General features: G+C 39.7%; 24 protein-coding genes and 3 tRNA genes. 17 read left to right on the top strand and 10 right to left on the bottom strand.

The window, feature by feature from the left end; translation table 11 throughout:
- Window positions 1-229: 229 nt before the first annotated feature.
- The gene (locus NH454_RS08040; protein WP_235382179.1) at window positions 230-1,429 is read left to right on the top strand and encodes an Nramp family divalent metal transporter; all 1,200 of its coding nucleotides are present in this window, start codon (window positions 230-232) and stop codon (window positions 1,427-1,429) included.
- A gap of 57 nt (window positions 1,430-1,486) precedes the next feature.
- Here NH454_RS08040 and NH454_RS08035 read toward each other — a convergent pair whose 3' ends face one another.
- From NH454_RS08035 to NH454_RS08025, 3 genes are all read right to left on the bottom strand, one after another.
- Window positions 1,487-2,725: an amidohydrolase family protein gene (locus tag NH454_RS08035; RefSeq protein ID WP_135924373.1), complete on the bottom strand. Its 1,239-nt coding sequence runs from the start codon at window positions 2,723-2,725 to the stop codon at window positions 1,487-1,489.
- 11 nt (window positions 2,726-2,736) lie between these two features.
- Window positions 2,737-4,119: an amidohydrolase gene (locus NH454_RS08030; RefSeq protein WP_135924372.1), complete on the bottom strand. Its 1,383-nt coding sequence runs from the start codon at window positions 4,117-4,119 to the stop codon at window positions 2,737-2,739.
- Window positions 4,120-4,231: 112 nt separating this feature from the next.
- The gene (locus NH454_RS08025; RefSeq protein ID WP_235382180.1) at window positions 4,232-5,017 is read right to left on the bottom strand and encodes a hypothetical protein; all 786 of its coding nucleotides are present in this window, start codon (window positions 5,015-5,017) and stop codon (window positions 4,232-4,234) included.
- A gap of 355 nt (window positions 5,018-5,372) precedes the next feature.
- Between NH454_RS08025 and NH454_RS08020 the strand changes: the two genes are divergently transcribed.
- A complete protein-coding gene (locus NH454_RS08020; protein ID WP_135924370.1) occupies window positions 5,373-5,735 on the top strand; it encodes a DUF3718 domain-containing protein in 363 nt (120 codons plus the stop codon).
- Between the two features lie 56 nt (window positions 5,736-5,791).
- Here the strand turns inward: NH454_RS08020 and NH454_RS08015 are convergent, their stop codons facing one another.
- Window positions 5,792-6,487, bottom strand: a complete 696-nt coding sequence (locus NH454_RS08015) for a DUF445 domain-containing protein (RefSeq protein WP_199526560.1) — start codon at window positions 6,485-6,487, stop codon at window positions 5,792-5,794.
- 112 nt (window positions 6,488-6,599) lie between these two features.
- Between NH454_RS08015 and NH454_RS08010 the strand changes: the two genes are divergently transcribed.
- Together NH454_RS08010 and NH454_RS08005 are read left to right on the top strand one after the other, a co-directional pair.
- Window positions 6,600-7,460: a fructosamine kinase family protein gene (locus tag NH454_RS08010; RefSeq protein WP_135924368.1), complete on the top strand. Its 861-nt coding sequence runs from the start codon at window positions 6,600-6,602 to the stop codon at window positions 7,458-7,460.
- A gap of 209 nt (window positions 7,461-7,669) precedes the next feature.
- Window positions 7,670-7,873 (top strand): CPXCG motif-containing cysteine-rich protein, encoded by a 204-nt coding sequence (locus NH454_RS08005; RefSeq protein WP_135924367.1) that lies wholly within the window; start codon window positions 7,670-7,672, stop codon window positions 7,871-7,873.
- Here the strand turns inward: NH454_RS08005 and NH454_RS08000 are convergent.
- Window positions 7,870-8,511: a riboflavin synthase subunit alpha gene (locus tag NH454_RS08000; RefSeq protein WP_253038684.1), complete on the bottom strand. Its 642-nt coding sequence runs from the start codon at window positions 8,509-8,511 to the stop codon at window positions 7,870-7,872. The two genes, NH454_RS08005 and NH454_RS08000, sit on opposite strands and share 4 nt — an antisense overlap.
- Window positions 8,512-8,609: 98 nt before the next feature.
- Between NH454_RS08000 and NH454_RS07995 the strand changes: the two genes are divergently transcribed.
- From NH454_RS07995 to NH454_RS07975, 5 genes are all read left to right on the top strand, one after another.
- The gene (locus NH454_RS07995; protein ID WP_253038682.1) at window positions 8,610-9,968 is read left to right on the top strand and encodes an MATE family efflux transporter; all 1,359 of its coding nucleotides are present in this window, start codon (window positions 8,610-8,612) and stop codon (window positions 9,966-9,968) included.
- The gene (locus NH454_RS07990) at window positions 9,943-10,962 is read left to right on the top strand and encodes a DUF3080 family protein (RefSeq protein WP_235382398.1); all 1,020 of its coding nucleotides are present in this window, start codon (window positions 9,943-9,945) and stop codon (window positions 10,960-10,962) included. The genes NH454_RS07995 and NH454_RS07990 overlap by 26 nt, the downstream gene beginning before the upstream one ends.
- Before the next feature lie 113 nt (window positions 10,963-11,075).
- Window positions 11,076-11,152: transfer RNA gene (locus tag NH454_RS07985), tRNA-Val, on the top strand.
- Between the two features lie 198 nt (window positions 11,153-11,350).
- Window positions 11,351-11,427 (top strand) — tRNA-Val (locus NH454_RS07980).
- Between the two features lie 256 nt (window positions 11,428-11,683).
- Window positions 11,684-11,757: transfer RNA gene (locus NH454_RS07975), tRNA-Val, on the top strand.
- Between the two features lie 266 nt (window positions 11,758-12,023).
- Here NH454_RS07975 and NH454_RS22435 read toward each other — a convergent pair.
- From NH454_RS22435 to fucP, 3 genes are all read right to left on the bottom strand, one after another.
- The gene (locus NH454_RS22435; protein WP_235382397.1) at window positions 12,024-12,809 is read right to left on the bottom strand and encodes an IclR family transcriptional regulator C-terminal domain-containing protein; all 786 of its coding nucleotides are present in this window, start codon (window positions 12,807-12,809) and stop codon (window positions 12,024-12,026) included.
- 110 nt (window positions 12,810-12,919) lie between these two features.
- Window positions 12,920-13,273 carry an L-rhamnose mutarotase gene (locus tag NH454_RS07965; protein ID WP_235382396.1) on the bottom strand — a complete coding sequence of 118 codons (354 nt, stop codon included), beginning with the start codon at window positions 13,271-13,273 and terminating at the stop codon, window positions 12,920-12,922.
- A gap of 1 nt (window position 13,274) precedes the next feature.
- The gene (fucP, locus tag NH454_RS07960; RefSeq protein WP_235382395.1) at window positions 13,275-14,690 is read right to left on the bottom strand and encodes an L-fucose:H+ symporter permease; all 1,416 of its coding nucleotides are present in this window, start codon (window positions 14,688-14,690) and stop codon (window positions 13,275-13,277) included.
- 317 nt (window positions 14,691-15,007) lie between these two features.
- Between fucP and NH454_RS07955 the strand changes: the two genes are divergently transcribed.
- The 7 genes from NH454_RS07955 to NH454_RS07925 are packed head-to-tail and all read left to right on the top strand — an operon-like array spanning window position 15,008 to window position 21,260.
- A complete protein-coding gene (locus NH454_RS07955; protein ID WP_135924360.1) occupies window positions 15,008-15,307 on the top strand; it encodes a UxaA family hydrolase in 300 nt (99 codons plus the stop codon).
- Between the two features lies 1 nt (window position 15,308).
- Window positions 15,309-16,493 (top strand): UxaA family hydrolase, encoded by a 1,185-nt coding sequence (locus tag NH454_RS07950; RefSeq protein ID WP_138558462.1) that lies wholly within the window; start codon window positions 15,309-15,311, stop codon window positions 16,491-16,493.
- 20 nt (window positions 16,494-16,513) lie between these two features.
- A complete protein-coding gene (locus NH454_RS07945) occupies window positions 16,514-17,662 on the top strand; it encodes an alpha-hydroxy acid oxidase (RefSeq protein WP_235382394.1) in 1,149 nt (382 codons plus the stop codon).
- 23 nt (window positions 17,663-17,685) lie between these two features.
- Entirely contained in the window at window positions 17,686-18,717 is a 1,032-nt protein-coding gene (locus tag NH454_RS07940) for an aldo/keto reductase (RefSeq protein ID WP_235382393.1), read from the top strand.
- Between the two features lie 11 nt (window positions 18,718-18,728).
- Window positions 18,729-19,586 carry an amidohydrolase family protein gene (locus NH454_RS07935; protein WP_253038681.1) on the top strand — a complete coding sequence of 286 codons (858 nt, stop codon included), beginning with the start codon at window positions 18,729-18,731 and terminating at the stop codon, window positions 19,584-19,586.
- 22 nt (window positions 19,587-19,608) lie between these two features.
- The gene (locus NH454_RS07930) at window positions 19,609-20,385 is read left to right on the top strand and encodes an SDR family oxidoreductase (RefSeq protein ID WP_135924355.1); all 777 of its coding nucleotides are present in this window, start codon (window positions 19,609-19,611) and stop codon (window positions 20,383-20,385) included.
- Window positions 20,386-20,405: 20 nt separating this feature from the next.
- Window positions 20,406-21,260 (top strand): fumarylacetoacetate hydrolase family protein, encoded by an 855-nt coding sequence (locus NH454_RS07925; RefSeq protein ID WP_135924354.1) that lies wholly within the window; start codon window positions 20,406-20,408, stop codon window positions 21,258-21,260.
- A 117-nt stretch (window positions 21,261-21,377) separates the two neighbouring features.
- On the opposite strand, the gene NH454_RS07920 is transcribed toward NH454_RS07925, so the two are convergent.
- A complete protein-coding gene (locus NH454_RS07920; RefSeq protein WP_199526572.1) occupies window positions 21,378-21,692 on the bottom strand; it encodes a multidrug efflux SMR transporter in 315 nt (104 codons plus the stop codon).
- Between the two features lie 231 nt (window positions 21,693-21,923).
- On the opposite strand from NH454_RS07920, the gene NH454_RS07915 reads away from it, so the two are divergent.
- Entirely contained in the window at window positions 21,924-22,832 is a 909-nt protein-coding gene (locus NH454_RS07915) for a transporter substrate-binding domain-containing protein (RefSeq protein ID WP_253038680.1), read from the top strand.
- A 40-nt stretch (window positions 22,833-22,872) separates the two neighbouring features.
- On the opposite strand, the gene prpF is transcribed toward NH454_RS07915, so the two are convergent.
- Entirely contained in the window at window positions 22,873-24,042 is a 1,170-nt protein-coding gene (gene prpF, locus NH454_RS07910) for a 2-methylaconitate cis-trans isomerase PrpF (protein ID WP_135924351.1), read from the bottom strand.
- Window positions 24,043-24,045: the final 3 nt, after the last annotated feature.

The raw sequence follows: 24,045 nt of genomic DNA, 5'->3' as shown, positions 1-24,045 counted from the left end.
AATATAACTGCCTGATTTATAATAATTAAGCATATTTAAAAGCTAAACATGCTGTGCCATTACTACGTAAAGTGTATAAAAATTACAGTGTGGAATAGTTATAAGTTCAACACACTAACGCTAAACGACTCATCTCTTTTACTTTACCCTTGCAAATACTCTCTATACCCTTAAGATCTGCTTTGTTTAAACTGTTAATGCACTAAAAATAATAATAAAAGGTTTTGTCATGCGTTTAGGTCCCGGACTTCTTGTCACCGCCGCTTTTATTGGCCCAGGTACAATCACCACTGCAAGTGTTGCAGGTGCTAATTTTGGCTTTGCTCTTATTTGGACGTTATTATTCTCTGTTATAGCGACTATTTTGTTGCAATCAATGGCTGCTCGTCTTGGTGTGGCTACTGGTCAAGATTTAGCAACTGCACTTAGAACCACTATTCAAACACCGATCTTTAAAGCCCTTGCTGCGATATTAGTGATCAGTGCGATTGGTATTGGTAGTGCAGCTTACGAGGCGGGAAATTTGACTGGTGCAAGTATGGGGTTACAAGAAATTATCCCATCAATAAACCCATTGATCTGGACACCACTTATTGCGCTATTAAGTGCTGCATTATTATACACAGGTAAACATAAAGTAATTGAAACTGCACTGATTGTTTTAGTTGTTTTAATGAGCTTGGTGTTTATTTCAACACTGGTAATGGCGGCACCGCCTCTTGGCCAAGTTATGAAGGGTTTTATACCTAGTCTACCTGATGATTCTCTCACCACCGTGCTTGCCTTAATTGGTACAACTATCGTTCCCTATAACCTGTTTTTACATTCAGGGGTACTTGCTGAAAAACACGATAGCTCACAAGACATCGATAAAGTTATTAAAGAAACGAACCTTGATACCGGTATTTCAATTACTTTAGGTGGCATAATCACTTTAGCCATTTTATCAACGGCCTCAGTGGCATTTTACGGGACTGACGCAGGTAAAATATCAGCTGCTAATATGGCCGTGCAACTTGAGCCTCTGCTTGGGGGTATGGCTCATTATTTCTTTGCTATCGGTTTGTGTGCCGCAGGCCTTACAAGTGCCATCACCGCCCCACTCGCAGGTGCTTATGCGGTATGTGGTATGCTTGGCTGGTCAACACAAATGAGCGATACACGGTTTAAGCTTGTCGCTATTGTTATTTTGCTTTTTGGTGCTTTTGTCGCATCGCTAGGGCTTGATCCTGTTGCGGTGATCATCTTCGCGCAAGCTGCCAATGGTTTATTATTACCTATTGTTACTTGTTACCTTGTTTGGTTAGTGAATCAAAAATCTGTAATGAAAAAGCATACCAACTCGATGTTAGTTAACCTTGTGATTGTGCCTGTATTATTGCTGATATTCGGGCTAAGCCTCTATAAGCTTGTAAACTTGGTAATTTAAACACTTTAAATACAAAAAAGGCCGCAATCGCGGCCTTTTCTCTAAGTGCTCGTGCGCTTATTTTGTATAAGCACGTGGCATCGCTGAATCAGTTGTATAACGTTCACGTAGTTTATCTTGACGCGCTTCGGTTGAAACCTCTTCACCGTTGATCCACATTTTACTGACGTGTGAATTAAGCTCAAATGGATCTGCAGACCACATTACAAGATTGGCACGTTTACCCGTCGCAATTGCGCCTGAGTTTAAACCAAATACATCAGCAATGTTACTTGTAACAGCGCTTAGTGCACCTTGCTGGCTCATACCATAAGATACAGCATTACCCGCATCAAAGCGTAACTGGTATACATTGTGGCTAGAATCGCCCGCTACACCAATAATGACTTTTACACCGGCTTTTTCAAGCTTACCTGCGTTAGCAAGGTTTGCATGTAATGAATCAAAGCTACCCGGTAAGTTAGCCATTGAACTGATGATCACAGGTACATTAGCTTTAGCTAGCGTATCAGCCACAACAACCGCATCATCACCACCATGAATCACTAAATTAATGCCATAGCTTTGTTTTAACTTAACAAGTTCATAGATGTCTGATGCGCGCTGCACGCTTGCAATAAGAGGCATTTCGCCAGCTAGCACTGCATCTAACACTTTTTGTTCAGTCGAAGGCTCTTTTTTGTCGTCTTTTTTGTCATCCTTTTTGGCTGACTTTTGACCTTCTAACTTGTCGATAAGTGTTTTCATCGACATAGCACGGGAACCTTTGCTCTTTTCACCTAAGTGAACAACAAGTGCAACTTGCTTTTTATTTACGCTGTCAAAGCTACCAGATAAATCAACAACAGAGGCAAGACCTGCAAAGATACTTTCACCACCGTTTGGTACGATTAGATCCTGAGTAATGCCGCCTTTACGTGCATAAGGAATTAAGCTACTACGCGGGTTAAATGCAAGGCTAGGATCGAAATCAATTCCTGCTTTATCATCCCCACCATCACGAGAGCCAGCAACAGCACCCACTTCCACTAAACCTAATTGATTCATTGTGCCAATAAAACCAGCGGTTACAATTTGACCTTTTGCATCAATAGTTGTATCAGCATCAATAGATGCAGGGTTGATTGCAACAATTTTACCTTCGTCAATAACGACGCTCGCGCCTTCTAGAACGCCTTGTTCTGTTGACGTGTGCAGTGTTGCATTAACAATCGCTACAGATGCAGCACTCGCAGTTGCCGAGACCAGGCTAGCAGCAACGAGAGACAGTTTTAATGATTGAGTTAATTTTGTCATCAATGTTACTCCTATTTTTGACCTAGCATGAAATCGCTTTGTGCTTGATATTTATCATCATTACGATCATAAACTTTGGCACCATCAATAAACACTTGTTCAGCTTTCGCATAAACACTGAATGGGTTTTGATTCCAAATAACCACATCAGCTTGTTTACCCGCTTCTAGTGAACCTGTTTTGTCATCAATACCTAGTGATTTCGCAGCGTTTGATGTGATCCACTTGATTGCATGTTGTTCAGAAATGTTATAACCAACATCATTCGCACGGTACATAACTTTCCCTGCTTCTTGGTTTAGACGCTGAATTGTTGTGTCGGAATCTGAGTGAACCACTGCACATGAATTTTTAACTGCATCAACAATTGCTACGTTCTCTTGAACCATGTCGTAGGCTTCCATTTTAAAGCCCCACCAATCTGGCCAAAGTGCTGCACAGTTGCCATTTTCAGCTAATAGATCAGCAATCTTATAAGCTTCAACACCATGATGGAATGTACCTGAGTGATAGCCAAATTCTTTACCAAGATCGATCATCATAGCCATTTCCTCTGCCTTGTAGCAGTGGTTATGAATGAGTATCTCGCCATCAAGAACACCCGCTAAGGTATCAAGCTTGATATCACGATGCGGTACTTCGGGATTTTTACCCGCAGCATAATCGCTCTCGTATTTTTCCCATTGACGCTTATATTCTGCTGCTTCTATCCAAGCTGTACGATAGCCGGCCATATTACCCATACGCGTTGATGGTAAAACACCTTTACTACCATAAACACGTTTTGGGTTTTCACCACATGCCATTTTTAAACCATATGGTGCATCAGGAAACTTCATCCCTTGCATCGTATGAGAAGGAATATTTTTAAGCGTTACGCCACGACCACCAATCAGGTTTGCAGAACCTGGTAGAATTTGTAAAGACGTAATGCCCCCTTCACGAGCACGATTAAAACCTGGGTCCTGTGGCCAGACAGAGTGTTCAACCCACACTTCAGCTGTAACAGGGCTTGTCATTTCGTTACCATCTTGGTGAGATGCCACCGATGGTGTTGGATATGCTCCTAGATGTGAATGCACATCAATAATACCTGGTGTTACCCATTTGCCTTGTGCATCAATCGTTTTATCAGCTTGAACTGATAAATCTTTACCAACTTGCTGTACTTTGCCATCAACAAAGAAAACATCTGCATCATCTAAGCGCTCACCTGTGCCAGTTAGTACTGTTGCATTTGTGATCAATGTGCTTTGTGATGCAAGAGGCTTATAGGTGCTTGGGTATGGGTTTTTATTTATAGTTACTTTTGGATCTTGAGGGCCATTGTCTTGGCATCCCGCTAACGCGACACCAAGCGCCATGACCAATACGGATGGAGCAAATTTTTGCATTATGTTGTTTCTCCTTTTTATTATTGAACCACTTTAACCAAATGTTAATTTCAATGCGAACAAACGAGGCAAGTAGCAGTTTATTGGGACGAATTACCTGTTTTGTTTTGCTCTATTTTTTAATGTAATTGTTATATAGCTGCTCTAAAGCACCTTCGGTAGTTAAACTCGGATCTTTGTTAATAAAATGCTTCACAGTGCGAGTTACAAAGTCTGAATTTTGTTTATGCTGCTTCGCAAAACTTTTGATCAGTGAATCAGCATCGTTTGCTGCTGTTACCTTCTCGTGGCGATGGCGATATTGGCTTAAAGCACGATTAAAATCACCGTTATAATCTTCAACCACCAGCTTATAGAATTCTGTTCTGTCTACGTTCAAATCGTTAATGCAGTAATTTAGCGCGTCTTTAAAGTCATAAAAGACTTTGCCTTGCACATCAAATTCGGCACGCTTTTGACGAATAGTTACACTGGCCTCTTCTGTTGCATAACTATAACCTTGAAATGCAAGCCGCTCTGCAGCCTCTGCACCTAACTTCATACCTGCTTTAATGCTATGTACAAATTCATCACTCATATCGTGAAGCTCACTTTCATGCCACATGTGATAAATTCTCAACGCTTTAGCGTATTTTGCTGAAAGTTTCTTTTTAAGCTTTGTCACTCGCCCATCAATGGTCAGTATCCGTTCGTTATGTAGTAACGCAAAACATTCATAACATGCTGGAATAGATATAAATTCTGCGTCTTCACCTAAATCTATAATGCTTTGTAGCATATGTAGTGGTGGGCAAAAATCTCGCTCAGTGGCTTCACAACCGCAATAGAAGCATTGATTAAAATGTTTTGATTCAGATGCATAAGCTTGTTGATAATAGTCTGCTAATTTCGTGGCCACTGGTACTCCTTATACTTTAAATAGCGCGACTAAAAAATGTAGAGTTAAAACGTAAATGTAACCATTACGTAAAAACCAAACCTTTAATACTAGCCAATAAAGATTTTTTAATAATAAAAATAGAAAAATATTTCTCGAATTGTGTCAAAGTTCACACTTAAAAATATACCTTATCAAGCGGTTATTTTTTGTTGTTCACATCTACATACTTACTTACAACTTGTCGATTTTCATTAACAGCAATTACTCTCGGTTAGCGCATACTTTAACTGTGCCCAGCAAATAGGAAGTGTGCAGTATCCAAAGCGAGGTAGCACATATGACGTGTCACATGGACAAACAACTGGAGAGAAAGATGAATACGTTAACAACAGCACTCGGTACAGCATTAATTTTAGGTTCTTCATTAGTAGCAACAGAAACAAACGCCGCACAATTTGTAGCAGCAGATGACAATGTTGGTACTCAAGCGTGTATGGCAATTGCTTCGAACAAACCATTAAACGTAATAAACACAATGCGTGATTTACGCTTAAGCAAACGGGTTATGACAGAAAAGCTACAGTGTAACGAAATGAGCACTGAAAAGTTTGCTAGCACCTATGGGTTTAATAAATCAGCAAGTTATTTAAATTTTGAAACAACAACAAAAACCAGTATCCAAGATATTGCTAAAGTATCTGACGATACAGTCATTGTTATTGCTGGTTCTAAATAATTATGATGAATTATAAGTGGTAGGCCGATACCGGCCTGCTACACACCCTACCCCTATTATATTAACGCAGCGATAAGACCAAATAAGCCGCCAAACACCCCGCCCCAGATCACTAACCAACCTAAATGTTCTTTGATCATGGTTTGAATAATATCTTTTACCATAGTTGGCGTAAGTTCATTTAAACGCTCATCAACTAAACGCTCAACTGTACCATGTAATGACCCACCTAGATGAGAGTTGGCAAATAGCTTTTCATCAAGAATCGTTTTAAATTCGTCGCTCTTTGATATATCAATCACCGCCGCTTTCATTTTTTCAATGAAAGGTTCACGCATAGGCTCTAACGCATCTCGGCCACCAAACATAGACAGCATGCCACCAAATTGTGAGTTTTCAATGACCTCAATTAAAGAATCATAAGCCGGACTTAAATTAACTTCACTAATAACTGGCTCAAGATCAATATTAGGTTTCGCTAAAGCCATGACTTGATCAATTTTCTCTTCTGCAAAAAACTCGGTCATAACTAAGTTACGTATAGCAACTTTAAAAGAGGCAAATTTAAGAGTAATGACGCCTGATCCGTAAAGAAAAGGGACTTTTTCAAACAGCATATGAATTGCAAGCCAGTTTGTTACAGCCCCAGATAAGGCAAATAAACCAACCGTTAAGACAACTGTTTGATCAAATAAAAATCCGACTAATACTAAGGCAACTGCCACTAAATTAGTGATGAGACTTTTATTCATCTGAATCCTCGTAAATTAATTACTAAACTTTAATAATATTAACGCCATGGGTTTGTTAATTCACCGTCTTTTTGCCATAGTTTAATTATATGGTTAAAAGGTGAACAGAATTATGTGGAATTCGGTGAATGAGCAGATAAGCCAAGCGATGCATTTTGAGTTTAAGCATACTTTTAAACGCCAGTTACAATCACCCAATAACGATAAATACTTCCATATTGGTGATGATCTACACCACTTCTTTGTTAAGGTAGCTCACTTAAGTGATTTAGAGCGACTCGAATGTGAAGCTTTTAATTTAGAGCTGCTCACGCAAGAGAGTTTATTTATGATACCCGATTGCATCACTACAGGTTGTAACATTGAGTATTCATTCATCGTTCTAGAATGGTTAGAACTTGATAAGCAACCACATTCAAATTGGTATCAAATGGGTGAACATTTAGCCATGCTTCATCAAAAACATACTCAAGCCATGTTTGGATTTGATAATGATAACTTTTTAGGTCCAACTGTTCAGCCCAATCGATGGCACAGAAAGTGGGATGTTTTTTTTGCAGAGGAACGAATAGGCTGGCAACTGCAATTGTTACAAGAAAAAGGCATTGAGTTAGTAAACCAAGAAATGTTCATCGCCTTTATTAAAGATGCACTGCATAGCCATGTAGTGGAACCATCTCTACTCCATGGTGATTTTTGGCGAAGAAATATGGGGTTTTATAACACCGTACCCAGTATTTTCGATCCAGCTTGTTATTATGGTGATCGGGAATGTGATATCGCAATGAGCGAATTATTTGCTCCACTGCCAGACGCCTTTTACGAGGCATACAACGCCTTATACCCATTACAATCTGGATATGAGCAACGAAAACTCATCTATCAACTTTACCCTGTTCTTAACCATGCAAACATTTTTGCAGGACACTATCTTACTGAAGCAAAACAACAAATCGAATTACTCCTTAAATAACATTAAAATCGTTGTAAAACGAATGTCATAAACCGTTAATCGTGGCTATAGTTTACTTATAACGCGTTCAGATACAGGTGCTAGCCGCTTGTTTAGCGGTTAGTAAGTTATACCAATCTGATTAAATCTAGATTCATTTTTCATGGGTTAAGGTTTAATTCTGATTGCAATTTAACGAACTCAGGCATGCCTGATTAAGGTAAAAGCTGATGAAAGAACATTTCACACAACGTATTTCATGCCCTCATTGTGGCCACCATATACATGTTGCTCTTGATGCAAGCGACGGTGACCAGGATTACTACGAAGATTGCAGCGCATGCTGTAACCCGATCCACTTAAATATGCATATTGATTACGCACACAACAAACTAGAACTTTTCGTTGACAGCGACGACGAGCAAATTTTTTAATTTGCTCGTTTGCTATGTTCTTGTTGGGATAGGTAATTTTCTACGGTGTTTATAATGGTATAGGTTTGTTGATCAACTTCGATATTAAGCTTATCACCAACACTGTACTTATCTAAATTTGTGATTGCGAGTGTTTCAGGGATTAGGTGCAACCAAAAGCCCTGTTCATCAACTTCGCCAACGGTCAAACTTGCGCCATTCACACTAACAAAACCTTTGTAGAGTACGTATTTTTGCCAATCAGCTGCTAGTGATAAGTGCATTTTACAATTATTTTGATCATGATTAATTGCAATAATTTCTGCCATACAATGAATATGACCAGAAACAATATGCCCTCCTAATTCTGTGCCAAAGGTAACTGAACGCTCAAAATTTACTGTGTCATGCTCAGTTAATGCGCCTAAATTAGTTAGTCTTAGTGTTTCATCTATTACATCAAAATCAATAAAACTGCACTCTGCTGATTGTTTTTCAAAACTCACGACTGTCAAACAACAGCCATTAATAGCAATACTCGCCCCCACAGTTAAGTTAGCAGCATAGTCATTAGCTACCTGTAAAGTGAGTCGTAAAATTCCACCTTCGTGAATCGCTTTTTTTACAATAGCTTGGGTTTGTACAATTCCGGTAAACATAGCAACACTTCTTTTCTTCACTAAATAGATAACTGCGATTTTTATTGATCTATGAATAGATTACAATGTTTGTCTGTTTTTTTAGTTGTGTGTTTTTTATGCTTTTTTGTAGTTGGGAAGCCAAGCGCTTAATTTCTTTAGCCATCCCTGTGTTTTTGGCGCAAGTTACACTTATTTTAATGACTGTGGTTGATACAGTAATGGCAGGTCAAGTAAGCGCAACTGACTTAGCTGCTTTATCAATTGCAACTGGTATCTGGAACCCATTAATGCTTGCCCTTCAAGGGATTTTACTTGCGCTTACAGGAATTATTGCGCAATTTTCAGGTTCAAATGATAAACAAGGAATTAGTCATTATTTTCAACAAGGCTTATATTTATCACTGATACTCAGTTTCATAGGTGTCTTAGTAGCAGGTTTTGCTGATAGCGTATTAAATCAACTGGACACCAGCGCTGCGATTACTTCTCTGGCTGAGCAATATATTTACTTTGTTAAATGGGGAATGCTGGGCTTTTTGCTATTTAGCGTGTATCGCAATATTACTGAGGGTATGGGTATGACAAAGCCAGCCTTCTATATCAGTCTAATCGGTTTAGCTGTAAATGTTCCTGCAAACTATGTGTTTATCCACGGTAAATTAGGGTTTGATGCCTACGGTGGTGCCGGATGCGGTATAGCCACAGCACTTGTATTTACTTCTATGGCACTAACTCAAGTCATTTACTGTCATTTCAGTAAAAAAGTGAACGCTAGAGAACTCCTCGCTAATTTTGCATTACCAAAATTCTCAACAATGTGGATCATTACCAAAGTAGGTATTCCTATCTCACTTGCTACCTTTTTTGAAGTAACCTTATTTGCTTGTATTCCTTTATTTATAGCTCATTTAGGTGCTGTCGCAGTCGCTGGCCATCAGATTGCAGCCAGTGTAACCACCTTGCTATTTATGATGCCACTAAGTCTCTCAATTGCGATAAGTATACGTATTGGCAATTTATTTGGTCAGCAGCACTTTGAGCAATTAAGAAATGCAGTAAGAACTAGCTATATTCTGGCAGCTGTAATTGCATTTATGCTAGCCAGTATTACTTTCTTTGCACGTGATATCATCAGCCAATTGTATTCAGATAATCCTGAGGTATTAGCACTTGCCTCTTCAATTATGGTATTGGCTTGCATCTATCAATTGCCAGACGCTTTGCAGGTCTCAGCTAACGGCATTTTACGTGGATTAAAGCACACAGCCCCTATTGGCTACATAACATTTGTTTCATATTGGCTGATCGGATTTGCGCTTGGATTCGTACTTGCTCGTACAGATTTAATTGTTCCAGCAATGGGCCCTCATGGCTTTTGGATAGGCATTATTGTGGGGTTAAGTGCCGCAGCGATTATGTTGATGTTCACTGTTCATAGGCGATTTAAACATGCACCATTTTTGCAAAACCAATAGCCTTCTAAACTCTATTATTGCTCTAGTGTGTGTGGCACTTATTGCCTGCACACCCTCTTCTGGTGATGTAAATCACACCTATGCGCAAAGACTAAATAACGTGCTTAAAACCGAAGGTTTTAAGCTATCTAAACCGAGTACACTAACTGTTAAGCACTTCTCTTATGACGATGAAGACAAAACAACGATCGGCATGCTTGAACTTGCCCAGTTACGTCAGTGTAAGCTTGCAACTCTGATTGCTGAGCACAATAACCAGCTTGGCAAAACGGCAACACCCGCTAATGTTTTGAGTTATCAAATTAAGTTTATACAAAGCGCAAATAAATGCTTAGAAAGCATTGATGAACAAGATGAACTTTCTGAAAAAATAAAACTCACCGCAGCAAAAAAACAAGCAAACTTAGCCAACTACTTTAAAGCTATGCTGTTCAACGAAACCGAGTTTAAACAAAGCTGGCAACTAAGTTCGACTTATATTGATGAAAATACGTCAGGTTTTAGCGAAACCGTGAGCGCATTGGAGCAGATTGCTAAATTAAACAATCAAATTACTACCAGCAAAATAAACGATATGGAGCCCGATAAAATCATCAGCCAACTTGAAGTGTTAAACCGTTTTAAATACAACAAGCTGTTAATTTCGGCGGCTCGAGCCCAAACACATTACAATCAACAATTAACAGAGCTGCTTATGCAGTACACAAATGATGAACTCTGTCCTGCCAACAAGAATAAACAAAAAGCACAAACGCTAAGTAATGTGTTTAAAAAGTTTTATTTGGAGCAGTTACAACCTTATCAATCATTCTTGGTGGGAAGATTAGAAACCCTACAACCACTTTATCATCAAATATGGCGTGACACTGAAATGAGCCCATTAGTAGATAGCGAAAGTAATGAGGCAATTTTACGTAATCTTAAGCGCTCTGCTAAAAGCCATGTAACTTGGTGGCAAGGTTTTTATCGAGCGTGCGAAATTAGTCCGTTATGAGTAAAAAACCAGCACTTAACATAAAAATAGCTAAAGCTGCTTGATTCACACAAGCAGTCGCTATATATTAGCCTCCGTTGTTTAGCCAAGCTGACAACTTTTTAAATCAAAATACAACCGTAGCTCAGTTGGTTAGAGCACTACCTTGACATGGTAGGGGTCGGTGGTTCGAATCCACTCGGTTGTACCATGATTTAGGTATAACCAAAGGAAAGAGCACTACCACTCTTAATGGCCCGGTCCAAAGGTCGGTGGTTCGAATCCACTCGGTTGTACCACGATTTAGGTATAACCAAAGGAAAGAGCACTACCACTCTTAATGGCCCGGTCCAAAGGTCGGTGGTTCGAATCCACTCGGTTGTACCACTATTGATTTTGACACTTCTGTACGACCGTAGCTCAGTTGGTTAGAGCACTACCTTGACATGGTAGGGGTCGGTGGTTCGAATCCACTCGGTCGTACCAATTCTAAATATCCTATAGCATAAAGCTCAGTCGCTTAGCGCACTACCACTCTTGATGGCCCGCTCCAAAGGTCTGTGGTTCGAATCTACTCGGTCGTACCAAATTTATTCCAACCTTTACTAAGATATTACCCGAAAATCTGAATTGTACAGTTGTAGCTAAGTCGGTTAGCGCACTACCACTCTTAATGGCCCGGTCCAAAGGTCGGTGGTTCGAATCCACTCGGTTGTACCACTATTGATTTTGACACTTCTGTACGACCGTAGCTCAGTTGGTTAGAGCACTACCTTGACATGGTAGGGGTCGGTGGTTCGAATCCACTCGGTCGAAGCAAGTTTATTCCAACCTTTCAAAGATATTACCCGATAATCTGAATTGTAAAGTTGTAGCTCAGTCGGTTAGCGCACTACCACTCTTTATGACCCGCTCCAAAGGTCGGTGGTTCGAATCCACTCGGTCGTACCAATTCTAAATATCCTATAGCATAAAGCTCAGTCGCTTAGCGCACTACCACTCTTTATGACCCGCTCCAAAGCTCGGTGGTTCGAATCCACTCAGTCGTACCAATTCTAAATATTCTAATTTGATAATTGGGATCACTCATACCCTAATAGCTTCGACAACTCTAAAGCTGTTACCTGCATATTTTCGTGGATCATTGCCATATCAGTTGTATGAGAGCCATCAGTGAAATCAATAAATGGCACAACTAACGCCGCTGCGATTTGACCTGTGGCATCAAACACTGGATAACCAATATCATTTACTCCATGAGCTTGCGCACTAATTACACTCTCATAACCCTGACTTTTAACGCGATTGATTATATCCTCGAGTTGTTCAGAATTTGCTTGTGGGTGGTCACTTGGCACACGACTTAGCATTAAATCACGCTTTTCTCGTTCAGAAAACGCCAACAATAAATGCCCTGAACAGGTATTTACTAAGGGTGCTTCAGCGCCAAGTCTAACGCTAAAGATACGCGCCGAAGGTGAATCTTGCTGCACTACAACATGACCTTTACCTTCGTAGTAGATCACTAAATGGCAAGATTGCTCTATGGTATAAGATAATCTGTGCATCAAAGGGTTAGCTAGCGATGTTAAACGCTTAATAGGTGGAAACCGATTGGCTAGCCCAAAGAGCTTTAAGGTTAATCTATGCCTATCACTTCCCGCTGGCGTTTCAATATAGCCGCGTTGCTCTAATACCGCCAACATTCTAAACAACTCGCCGACCGAACGATCGAGTCGTGCTGTGATATCCGTGATATTGAGACCGTCTACTTCACTTGACAGCAATTCAAGCAAATCCAATCCTTTTTCAAGCGCAGGAGCTGAATACACTTTTTTCCGTGATTTAGAATCCGTTTCTTTTTCCACTGATATTCACCTTAATATAACTCACTAGTTTTTTGAGACTAGTTATAAAATTTCCTCAGATTACAAAAGTATACATTAGTTTCATTTATGAGAAAAAGCGCCATACCCATTTAATAAGCTGCTATTTGTTCATCCAGTGAAAAAATCCTCTCAACAAGCTTCCACTTAGCAGATTTACTGGATGACGTATCAACCTTTTGAAACTTTTCCATTAATGCTTCCCATTCTTGAACTTTACTATTTTGAGCATCGAATCTGGCTTTGTGTTCAAAACTAAAATCATCGCTGGTATCAAGTATCATAATTAATTGTGTGCCTAGCCGATGAATCACCATGTTCGTTATACCCACTTCTTTGATTGCCGCAACAACTTCAGGCCATACATTTCCCGGGGCATGGTATTTCTCATATTCGGCTATTAAATCATCGTTGTTTTCTAGCTCTAATGTTAAGCAATATTGCATTTCATTTCTCCACTGATGTTTTATGTATATAGATAACGCGATAAGCAAAAACAGCTATCACCATAAAACTAATTAAAGGTAGTAAAAAAGAGGTTTGTACTGCACTTAGTGACTTTATCAGTGGTCCTGCATCAATCATCTGCCCTTGTAGAGGTGGCATTAGCGCTCCTCCAACAATCGCCATGACCAACCCTGAGGATGCGATACTTGCATCGGCTTTTAAACCGCCTAAACTGATAGCATAAATTGTTGGGAACATTAAAGACATACACCCCGAAACAGCAATAAGACAATACAATCCGAGCATGCCCCCGGTAAAAATGACAGCAAACGTCAAGCTCGCTGCAGCAATTGCAAAGATCATCAGCAGTAATGCGGCGTTAACCCAATTAAGTAAAAACGTACAAATAAAGCGACTGGCCAGAAAAACACACATAGCAACAATGTTGTAATTCTGCGCTTCAGAAGCGGTTAAGCCTACTTCAGTCATCCCGTAATGGATAATGAAAGTCCAGCACATAATTTGTGCACCAACATAAAAAACTTGAGCAATCACACCTTCAACATAGCGCTTATTTTTAATAAGTTTTACAAAAACCTCCTTCGCGCTATTGTCACTTTGATTTACTTTAACAGCCTGTGTATTAGGCAAGCGATAAAATAAATAGATAAAAAATAAGACAATGACAATCATAGCAATTACCACATAAGGGTCTCGTATTGTCGCCAAATCAGCTGCCTGCATCGCCATATGATTAAATGGTTCTTCTTTTGAAAAGGTATAAAGTGCTTCGGTAAGCTTTTCATCAACAACTGCGGGGAGCCAATGTGCATATTCTGGATGTTGTAATTTTTCTTCAGCTCTAAACTGTTCTATTTCAAGCTTATTTAGAATCATAGTTGAGGCAACAAACATGCCCATCAACGAACCAACAGGGTTGAATGCTTGCGCTAAATTTAACCGCTTTGTGGCTGTCCGCTCATCTCCCATCGATAAAATATAAGGATTTGCAGTTGTCTCTAAGAGTGCCAATCCACAGGTTAAAATACACAAAGAAGCCAAAAAATAATTAAATTCCATGTAATAACTGGCAGGAATAAATAGTAATGCACCCAGTGCATATAGCCCAAGTCCAAGTAGTATCCCAGATTTATAAGAATAACGCCGAATATACAATGCGGCAGGAATAGCCATCACTCCATACCCTAAGTAAAAAGCAAATTGCACAAGAGAACTCTGTGCATTTGAAATTAGAAAAATATCTTTGAACGCTTTTACCAGCGGGTTGGTAATGTCATTTGCAAAGCCCCAAAGAGGAAAAAGTGCTGCAACCAGAATAAAAGGTATCAGCATATCCGTTGCGATTAATGGTGCAGTTTCCCCTCCCTCTTTTGTACCTAATTGATATGTGTTCATTGTTAATTACGCTCTTAGTTAGATGCTGTTAATACGAACTGCTTAGTACAGTTCATGTTTAAAAGATTGCACGATAAATTCATATATACAATTAAATTTCATATAAGAAAAATATTATTTTGAATATGTCTATTAAAAACAATTGGTTATTTACTATTTTTTTAAAGGTTCCTGGCTGTAGCAACAAATGACAGTGGCTAGAGACAAAAGAAAGATGTTGACTTGTTAAATCATTACAAATATTTTAAATATGAAAAAATAATTCATACTTAAAATAAATTACTAATGTACCAACAAACTTTAATTGTGAGGATTGAATGTCTGGAAATAAATTTGTGTTACTGCATGAACAAGACAACGTCATTGTTTGTTGTCAGGCTGCATACCTTGGTGAAGCGATCACCATTGCAAATGATGAGCTAACGCTAAATACAGATGTCACTGTTGGTCATAAAGTTGCCTGCCGTGCAATTCAAAAAGGCGAACAAATTTTAAAATACGGTGTGCCTATCGGATCTGCCACTGACGATATTGAAAAAGGACAGCATGTGCACCTTCACAATATGAAGAGTGACTATATAGCAAGCCACACTAGGCACTCAGTTAGTGGAGATTAATATGCAGGGCTATTTAAGAAGTAATGGTAAAAAAGGTATTCGTAACACTGTGGTTGTAGCCTACTTAGTTGAATGTGCACACCATGTGGCAAGAACAATCGTTAATAAGTCAAATAACCAAGACATCCAACTTATTGGCTTTCCTGGCTGCTATCCAAACAATTATGCACTTTCTATGATGACTAAACTGTGTACCCACCCTAATGTTGGCGGTGTGTTACTCGTTTCTTTGGGATGTGAAGGGTTCAACCGTGAACACTTAAGTGAAGCTATCAGTCAGTCTGGTCGCCCCGTTAGTACGCTTGTTATTCAAAATAACGGCGGAACAAAAAACACCATTGATAAAGGGGTTCAAGAAGCTGCGGCTATGCTAGAACAAATTTCTTCATGCCCTGTTGTTGATATGACAGTTGATGAATTAGTTATTGGCACAATTTGTGGTGGTTCAGATGGCACCAGTGGTATCAGCGCAAACCCTGCTGTTGGTAAGTGTTTCGACCGTTTAATTACGCAAAATGCAACCTGCATTTTTGAAGAAACCGGCGAACTTGTGGGCTGCGAGCAAATAATGGCGCAAAGGGCCGAATCGAAAGACCTTGCAGACAAGCTTGTATCTTGTGTAATTAAGGCTGAGAAATATTACACGAAAATGGGCTATGGCAGCTTTGCTCCGGGTAATGCAGAGGGTGGCTTAACAACACAAGAAGAAAAATCAATGGGAGCTTATGCTAAGTCAGGTGGCTCGTTAATTAATGGCATTATTAAACCGGGTGAAGAGCCTCACAAAAAAGGCTTATTCTTGATGGATGTAGTCCCTGATGGAGACCCTAAATTTGGATTTCCAAACATTTCTGATAATCAAGAAATCATCGAAATGATTGCATCAGGTGCCCACATCACATTATTTACAACCGGTCGTGGCTCCGTTGTTGGTTCAGCTATTTCGCCAGTAATTAAAATCTGCGCAAACCCTGAAACATACAAAAACTTAAGTGATGACATGGATATAAATGCTGGAAGTATTATCGAAGGTCAGAAAACGGTAGAGCAAGTGGGAGATGAAATCTTTGATCTTATTGTCCGCATTGCAAGTGGTGAACAAAGTAAATCTGAACAAATGGGACATCAGGAATTTTTGTTAACTTATAAAACATTCGACAGCATAGGACCTGCTTGCTTGAATTAATGTGAGCAGAGGACATCATCATGAATAATTACTTTAATCATAAATACCCTGATATATCGGACCTCAAGAAAAAAGCCAAACAACGCATACCACGCTTTGCATTTGACTACCTTGAAGGTGGCTGTATGGAAGAGCGAAGTGTTCAGAGAAATCGAGACGAGATCAATGCTGTACAATTGCGTAGTACATTATTAAAGCCTTTTTCTGGCAGCGATCAATCAGTTGAACTATTTGGCCACACCTACTCTGCTCCTTTTGGAATTGCACCCGTTGGTTTGCAAGGCCTAATGTGGCCAAAAGCGCCTGAGATACTGGCTAAAGCTGCCGCTGAAAAAAACATCCCTTATGTATTAAGTACTGTTTCGTCATCTAGCCTTGAGCGTATTGCAGAAGTGTCTGAGGGTCATGCTTGGTTCCAATTATACAACCCAACAGATGAGAGCATTCGTAAAGATCTATTAAGTCGCATAAAAGCAGCACACTACCCTGTATTGGTTGTCACAGTTGATGTGCCAACATTTGGCTATCGCCCAAGAGATATCCGCAATGGTTTGGCGATGCCACCTAAAATGACACTCTCAAACATCATGCAAATGCTAAGTAGACCCCGTTGGTTTTACGAAACATCGCTTGCTGGCAAGCCTGAAATGCAAACCCTAAAACCCTATATGCCTAAAGACATGCCAACCGATGAACTTGCAGCATTTATGAATAAAACAGTTATGGGCCGTGTAGATATTGAGGGACTAAAGCCTATACGAGATATGTGGCAAGGGCCATTAGTAATAAAAGGATTAATTAGTGAACAAGATGTGAAATCGGCTATAGAACTTGGCGCTGATGCTGTCGTAATTTCTAATCATGGTGGTCGACAACTTGATGCAGGTGAATCACCAGTAAAACCACTACAAACTATCGCATCTAAGTATTCAAAAGACATAAAGATATTTATGGATAGCGGTTTACGAAGCGGCACTAATATTGTGAGTGCCCTAGCAAGTGGAGCAGATTTTACTTTTCTGGGTAGACCTTTTGTATATGGCGTTGGCGCATTAGGTGATAAAGGAGGCATTCATACCATTAATGCATTGATGATGCAGGTAACGCAGATAATGAACCAATTAGGCTGTGAAAAAGTAACGGACTTACCAAGCTTCCTAGTTAAATAGCTGAACAATATGGTAGGAGTATTATGAAAAACGTTTTCAACACTCGTCAACTTGGTAACACAAACCTAAATATATCAACGTTAGGTTTTGGGGCTGCGTCTATGGGTAATTTATATCAACCAGTCAGTGATGAAGAAGCTAAAAAAACTTTATCATCGGCTATTGATATAGGTATCAACTATTTTGATACAGCTCCGCGTTATGGTGCAGGACTAAGTGAACGTCGAGTGGGAGATGCACTAAGGGAACTTCCAAAACAGGATTATATATTATCCACAAAAGTTGGAAGACTCATTAAACCAGACGCGAAAGCGGATGTAACGCAGCTTCGCCATGGTTTTGCTACTCCGATGCCTTTTGATGCTCAATATGACTACAGCTACGATGGCATTATGCGCTCATTTGAGGATAGTCAGCAACGTTTAGGGCTCGCTGAAATTGATATTCTTCTGGTTCATGATCTTGGCAGAGATACTCATGGAGATAGAGATTCATTTTATTTTATGCAGTTCGAGCAAGGTGGTTATAGAGCACTTGATGAACTTAAAAGTAGCGGACAAATCAAAGCGATTGGTTTAGGTGTAAACGAAGTCGAAATTTGTAAGCGAGCCATGAATATTGGCCAGTTTGATTGTTTTTTATTAGCCGGCCGATACTCATTACTTGAACAAGAACCAGTCAACGAGTTTCTTCCTCAATGCATTACAAATGGTACGTCGATAATTCTCGGCGGTCCTTACAACTCGGGCATATTAGCAACTGGCGTTCGCACTAACAAAACGCCCTTTTATAACTACAACCCTGCCCCTAAAGAAGTAATTTTAAAAGTAGATAAAATTGAGCAAATTTGTATAGACCATAATGTCACTCTCGCAGCTGCTGCACTGCAATTTCCGCTTGCACACCCGGCAGTTGCATCGGTTATTCCAGGCCTTGGCAATGCAAAGCGAGTTGCAAAAACTGTACAGCTATTTAATGAAGTGATCCCTTGTGCATTTTGGCAAGATTTAAAATCTGAACAGTTACTTGCTGAAAATGCCCCAGTACCGATGTAATGAGCGTAATTATGAAATCAACATCTAGCTCAATAATAGAAAAAGTAGATAGCCATCAACACTTTTGGCAATTAAGCCGAGGAGACTATAACTGGCTAACTTCTGACTTTACTTGTCTCTATAAAGATCATTTGCCTGAATTACTAGCTCCAGCATTAGAGTTATATGGCATAACGAGCACAATTGTGGTTCAAGCTGCAGATTCAATAGATGAGACATACTTCTTGCTCGAACTAGCTAATAAAACTGATTTCATAGCAGGTGTCGTCGGTTGGGTTGATTTTCAAGCCAACGATGTCATTTCTTATTTAGCGTCATTAAGTAAAAATCCCTATTTCAAAGGTATTCGTCCAATGTTGCAAGATATTGACGACCCTGACTGGATACTCAATGACGATTTTGCTGCTATTTTTGATTTTTTAGCAACCAACAGCCTTACATTTGATGCACTCATACTTGATATACATCTTGAGCAGATAACATCAATTGCAAAGCGCTATCCACAATTAAATATTGTAGTTAACCACCTTGCTAAACCTGACTTAACAAAACCTATGTCAACGAAATGGCAACGCCAGTTAACCTGCTTGGCAGAGTTAGAAAATGTTTCTATTAAGTTTTCAGGACTAATGACACAAGCTGCAACAGATTGTGTTGATGTTGCTATTTATCGTCAATATTTTCAGCTCATTTATCAATTGTTTGGTCCGAAAAGAATTCTTTGGGGAAGTGATTGGCCTGTTGTCAACATGAATGGCAGTTATGATTTGTGGCATGACATTAGTCAGGCATTGATCAATGAATTGCCCAAAGCAGAACGGCAGTTGATATGGTCAGAAAATGCGCGAAATTTTTATAAGTTACTCTAATCACACCTTTTAAGGACACATTATGAATCAGCAAAGCTCAAAAAAAATTGCCTTAGTAACAGGAGGTGGTAGCGGAATAGGTCGAAGTATCTGTTTACGTTTAGCGAAACGGAATATGCATATTCTTGTTGTTGATTTAAATATCGATGCTGCAAACACAGTGATGCAAGAAATAAATGAAAACGGTGGATCTGCACAAGCATTTGCAGTGGATGTAGCTAACCATCAACAAGTAGCTGAGTTGTTTGCAACTATAAAAAAACACTATGCCATTGATATTCTGATAAACAATGCAGGTATAGCCCACATTGGCAATATCGAAAATACCACAGAGTCAGACTTAGACAGACTCTATAACATCAATGTTAAAGGTGTTTATAACTGTATGCATGCAGCTATTGCAAGCATGAAAGAAAAACAAAGCGGCGTCATCATTAATCTAGCATCTGTTGCTTCATCCGTAGGAATTGCCGATAGGTTTGCCTATTCAATGACTAAAGGTGCCGTTTTAACCATGACCTACTCTGTAGCAAAAGATTATTTATCATACGGTATTCGTTGTAACTGTATTGCCCCTGGTCGTGTTCATACCCCTTTTGTTGATAACTTTTTAGCACAAAGCTACCCAGATAATCAGGCTGAGATGTTTGAAAAGCTCTCAAAAAGCCAACCTATTGGTCGCATGGGTAAACCTGAAGAAATCGCAGGACTTGTTGATTACTTATGCTCAGACGACGCTGCATTTATAACAGGCAGTAATTTCCCGATTGATGGCGGTTTCGTCACACTTAATAATTAACTGAAGTAAAGAGAATCATTATGAAACTACTCAGATATGGCCCTGAAGGCCAAGAAAAACCCGGTATTATAGATGGTGACGGTAAAATTCGTTGCTTAAGTGGCATTATTAATGATGTTAATGGAGCCGCTCTTTCAGTTGAGAGCCTAGAAAAAATAAAACGCTTAGACCTTACATCACTGCCTATTGTAGATGAGTCAGTAAGAATCGGCGCATGCGTTGCTAACGTTGGTAAGTTCATTTGCATTGGTTTGAACTACGCAGATCATGCTGCAGAATCTGGCATGGCAATCCCAAAGGAGCCTGAAGTATTCAGTAAAGCCACCAGCGCCATCAGTGGACCTAACGATAATATTATCAAACCTAAAAACAGCGAAAAATTAGACTGGGAAGTTGAACTTGCCATCGTCATTGGTAAGCACGCCTCTTATGTCAATGTTGAAAATGCCAATGACTACATAGCTGGTTATTGTGTTTGTAATGATGTATCTGAGCGTAACTTTCAACTAGAGCGTGGCTGCCAATGGGATAAGGGTAAAGGCTGTGACACATTTGGTCCACTTGGTCCTTGGCTAGTAACCAAAGATGAGATTGCTGATCCACTTAATTTAGATATGTGGTTAAAAGTAAACGATACCCAATTCCAAAATGGTAATACTAAAACCATGGTGTTTGATCCTGCGTTTATTGTTAGCTATCTCAGCCAATTTATGAGCCTACAACCAGGCGATGTTATCTCTACAGGTACTCCACCGGGAGTTGGTTTAGGGCAAACTCCGCCAATTTATTTGAACGATGGTGATGTTGTAACCCTAGGCATTGAAGGCTTAGGTGTACAACAGCAACGGGTCGTTGATTATAAGAAATTACACTAAGTAATAAATCCCAAATTACATTTGATCAGGACCAAAATCCGATAGAGCGACAGCCTATCGGATTTTTATTTAATACCAATCCGAAATATTACTTAATTATTTTCAGAGATAAAAAATCTAACTGGCTAATTTCAAACCAATAATTCCAAGGGCAATCAGCAGTAAGCTGGCTATTTTTAATAGACTCACGCCTTCTGCTAGTAGCGTCATACCTAGTATTGCAGACCCAATTACACCAATACCTACCCAAACGGCATAAGCCAAACTAAGTGGTAATGATTTAAGCGTCACACTTAAGCAATAAAAGCTCGCAGCCATAGTTAAAATTGTAAAGAATGAAATGAGTGGTTTAGTAAAACCGTTTGATTGTTTTAGGCCATAAGCCCAAGCGACTTCAAGTAAGCCGGCAGTAATAAGTAAGATCCAATTCATGGTCGACCTCTTTATGGGGTCGTCCCCGAATTAAAATCACAACTTTAAGGTCGTCCTTAAAGCGGTGTAACACTTCGCCACACCCGACGAAATCTACTATGTTGCGAATACCCTGTCAACGATATGAATTAGATTTAAGCCACAGCTTAGAGGTATATTGTTCAAGTGATTAGGTTGTATATTTACAGCAAAAGACTAAGCTATATGTAAATAACAAAACTTAAATACTATATGAAACTGTTTGCAGCGTTATTTTTATTTTTTTCATATCAAGCTATTGCTAACCTTACTCCTGTTACTTATGAAATGGATGGCGAATTTATTACAGAGCAAGCGGTACGCTTTAATGGCGGGTACGGTTATAACCTAGATGCCAAACACGTTCTAAAGCTCGTTACCCTCGATTGGCCCCCTTATATAGACGAAAACTTATGTAATAAAGGTTGGCTTTTCCAATTTACGGTCAGTGCTCTTCTTGAAAAAGGCTACGGCGTTCATATTAGTTTTTACCCTTGGGCTCGTGCAGTTAGAGAAGCTGAATTAGGCCGAGCCGATATTCTCTTTCCTGAGTACTTCATTGAAAGTAATGTGATTTCTGATAACTTTTTAGATAAAACCCGTAACGATTTACTCGCTTTAAGTCATGCAATCCCGGGAGGAGATCTATCTTTCGTGGCGTTAAAAGGAAACCAAATCCCTTTCAATGGTGACTTAAACTCAGTAAAAGACCTGCCTATTGGAGTGGTACGCTCATATAAAAACACCAAAGAATTAGATGCCATGATCGATAACAAAGAAATTGATACAATCGTGGCAAATAATGAGTATCAATTAATACACCTTTTATTAAGTAATCGTGTAAGCCTCATTGTGGCAGATCTTGAAGTGTTAAAAGCCAGCGTTCATAAATCTGAGTTATCAATTAAGGGTAAGCGACAAATATTAGAATCACTGGTCGCACTAGAACCAAAACTTGAATACAAAGCACTTTATTACTCTGTCAGTAAATCAACACCGCATTGGCAAAAAGTTTTACAAGATTTGAATGATGAAATAGAAATGATGCAACAAAGCGGCAAGTTTGATGAGTTTATTGAAGGCATGAAACAACAGTGCTACGGATTAGAAAAAGCGACGTAACCGCCGCTTTATTTTGATCATATCAGTACGCTATAGAGTACTACTCGGGCACTCTAACCCAGCCTTCCATTAACACACGAGCACTCCGGCTCATACTTGCTTTTGTTACTTGCCATTTATCATCAACAAGAGTTGCAGCGGCACCCACTTTTAAAGTACCAGAAGGATGACCAAAGTTTACCTCCTGACGCTCACCACCGCCTGCAGCAAGGTTAACCAAGGTGCCAGGAATAGCAGCTGCAGTACCAATAGCAACCGCAGCTGTGCCCATCATCGCATGATGTAATTTACCCATCGACATAGCACGTACCACTAAATCAATATCAGTATCACTAACAACTTTACCGCTTGACGCATGATAAGTTTTAGCTGGTGCAACCCAAGCTACTTTTGGCGTATGTTGACGTGCTTTTGCTTCATCAATATGAGAAATTAGCCCCATTTTCAATGCTCCGTAAGCACGAATCGTTTCTAATTTTTCAAGCGCAGATACATCACCGTTAATGGCTTCTTGCAGCTCTGTACCATCATAGCCAACTTCACTGGCGTTAATGAAAACCGTTGGAATACCCGCATTGATCATGGTCGCAGACAACATACCAATGCCTGGCACGTCTAGTTCATCGACTAAATTACCTGTTGGGAATAAGGCCCCTTCGCCATCTGCAGGGTCCATAAATTCAAGTTTCACTTCAGCGGCAGGGAATGTCACACCATCAAGCTCAAAATCACCAGTTTCTTGTACTTCACCATTTGTAATTGGCACATGCACTATGATGGTTTTACTAATATTGACTTGCCAAACTTTAACTTCAACAACGCCGTTATCTGGAATTTTGCTGGCTTCAACAAGGCCGTTTGACACAGCAAAGGCCCCGACTGCTGAAGTTAAATTGCCGCAATTACCACTCCAATCAACAAACGCTTTATCGATAGCCACTTGACCAAACAGATAATCAACATCGTGATCAGCTTTAGCGCTTTTCGATAAAATCACCGTTTTACTGGTGCTTGACGTTGCGCCGCCCATGCCATCAGTTTGTTTTTGATAAGGATCGGGGCTGCCAATTACACGCAATAACAAGTTATCGCGCGCCTCACCTGCCACTTGGGCAGGCTCAGGTAAGTCAGTTAGGTTAAAGAACACACCTTTACTGGTGCCGCCACGCATATAGGTCGCTGGCACCTTAATTTGTGGTTTAAACGCCATTAC

It is taken from the genome of Pseudoalteromonas sp. Ps84H-4 (assembly GCF_024124645.1).
Taxonomy (GTDB): Bacteria; Pseudomonadota; Gammaproteobacteria; order Enterobacterales; family Alteromonadaceae; genus Pseudoalteromonas; species Pseudoalteromonas lipolytica_C.
This window is presented reverse-complemented; position numbering and strand designations above follow the sequence as displayed.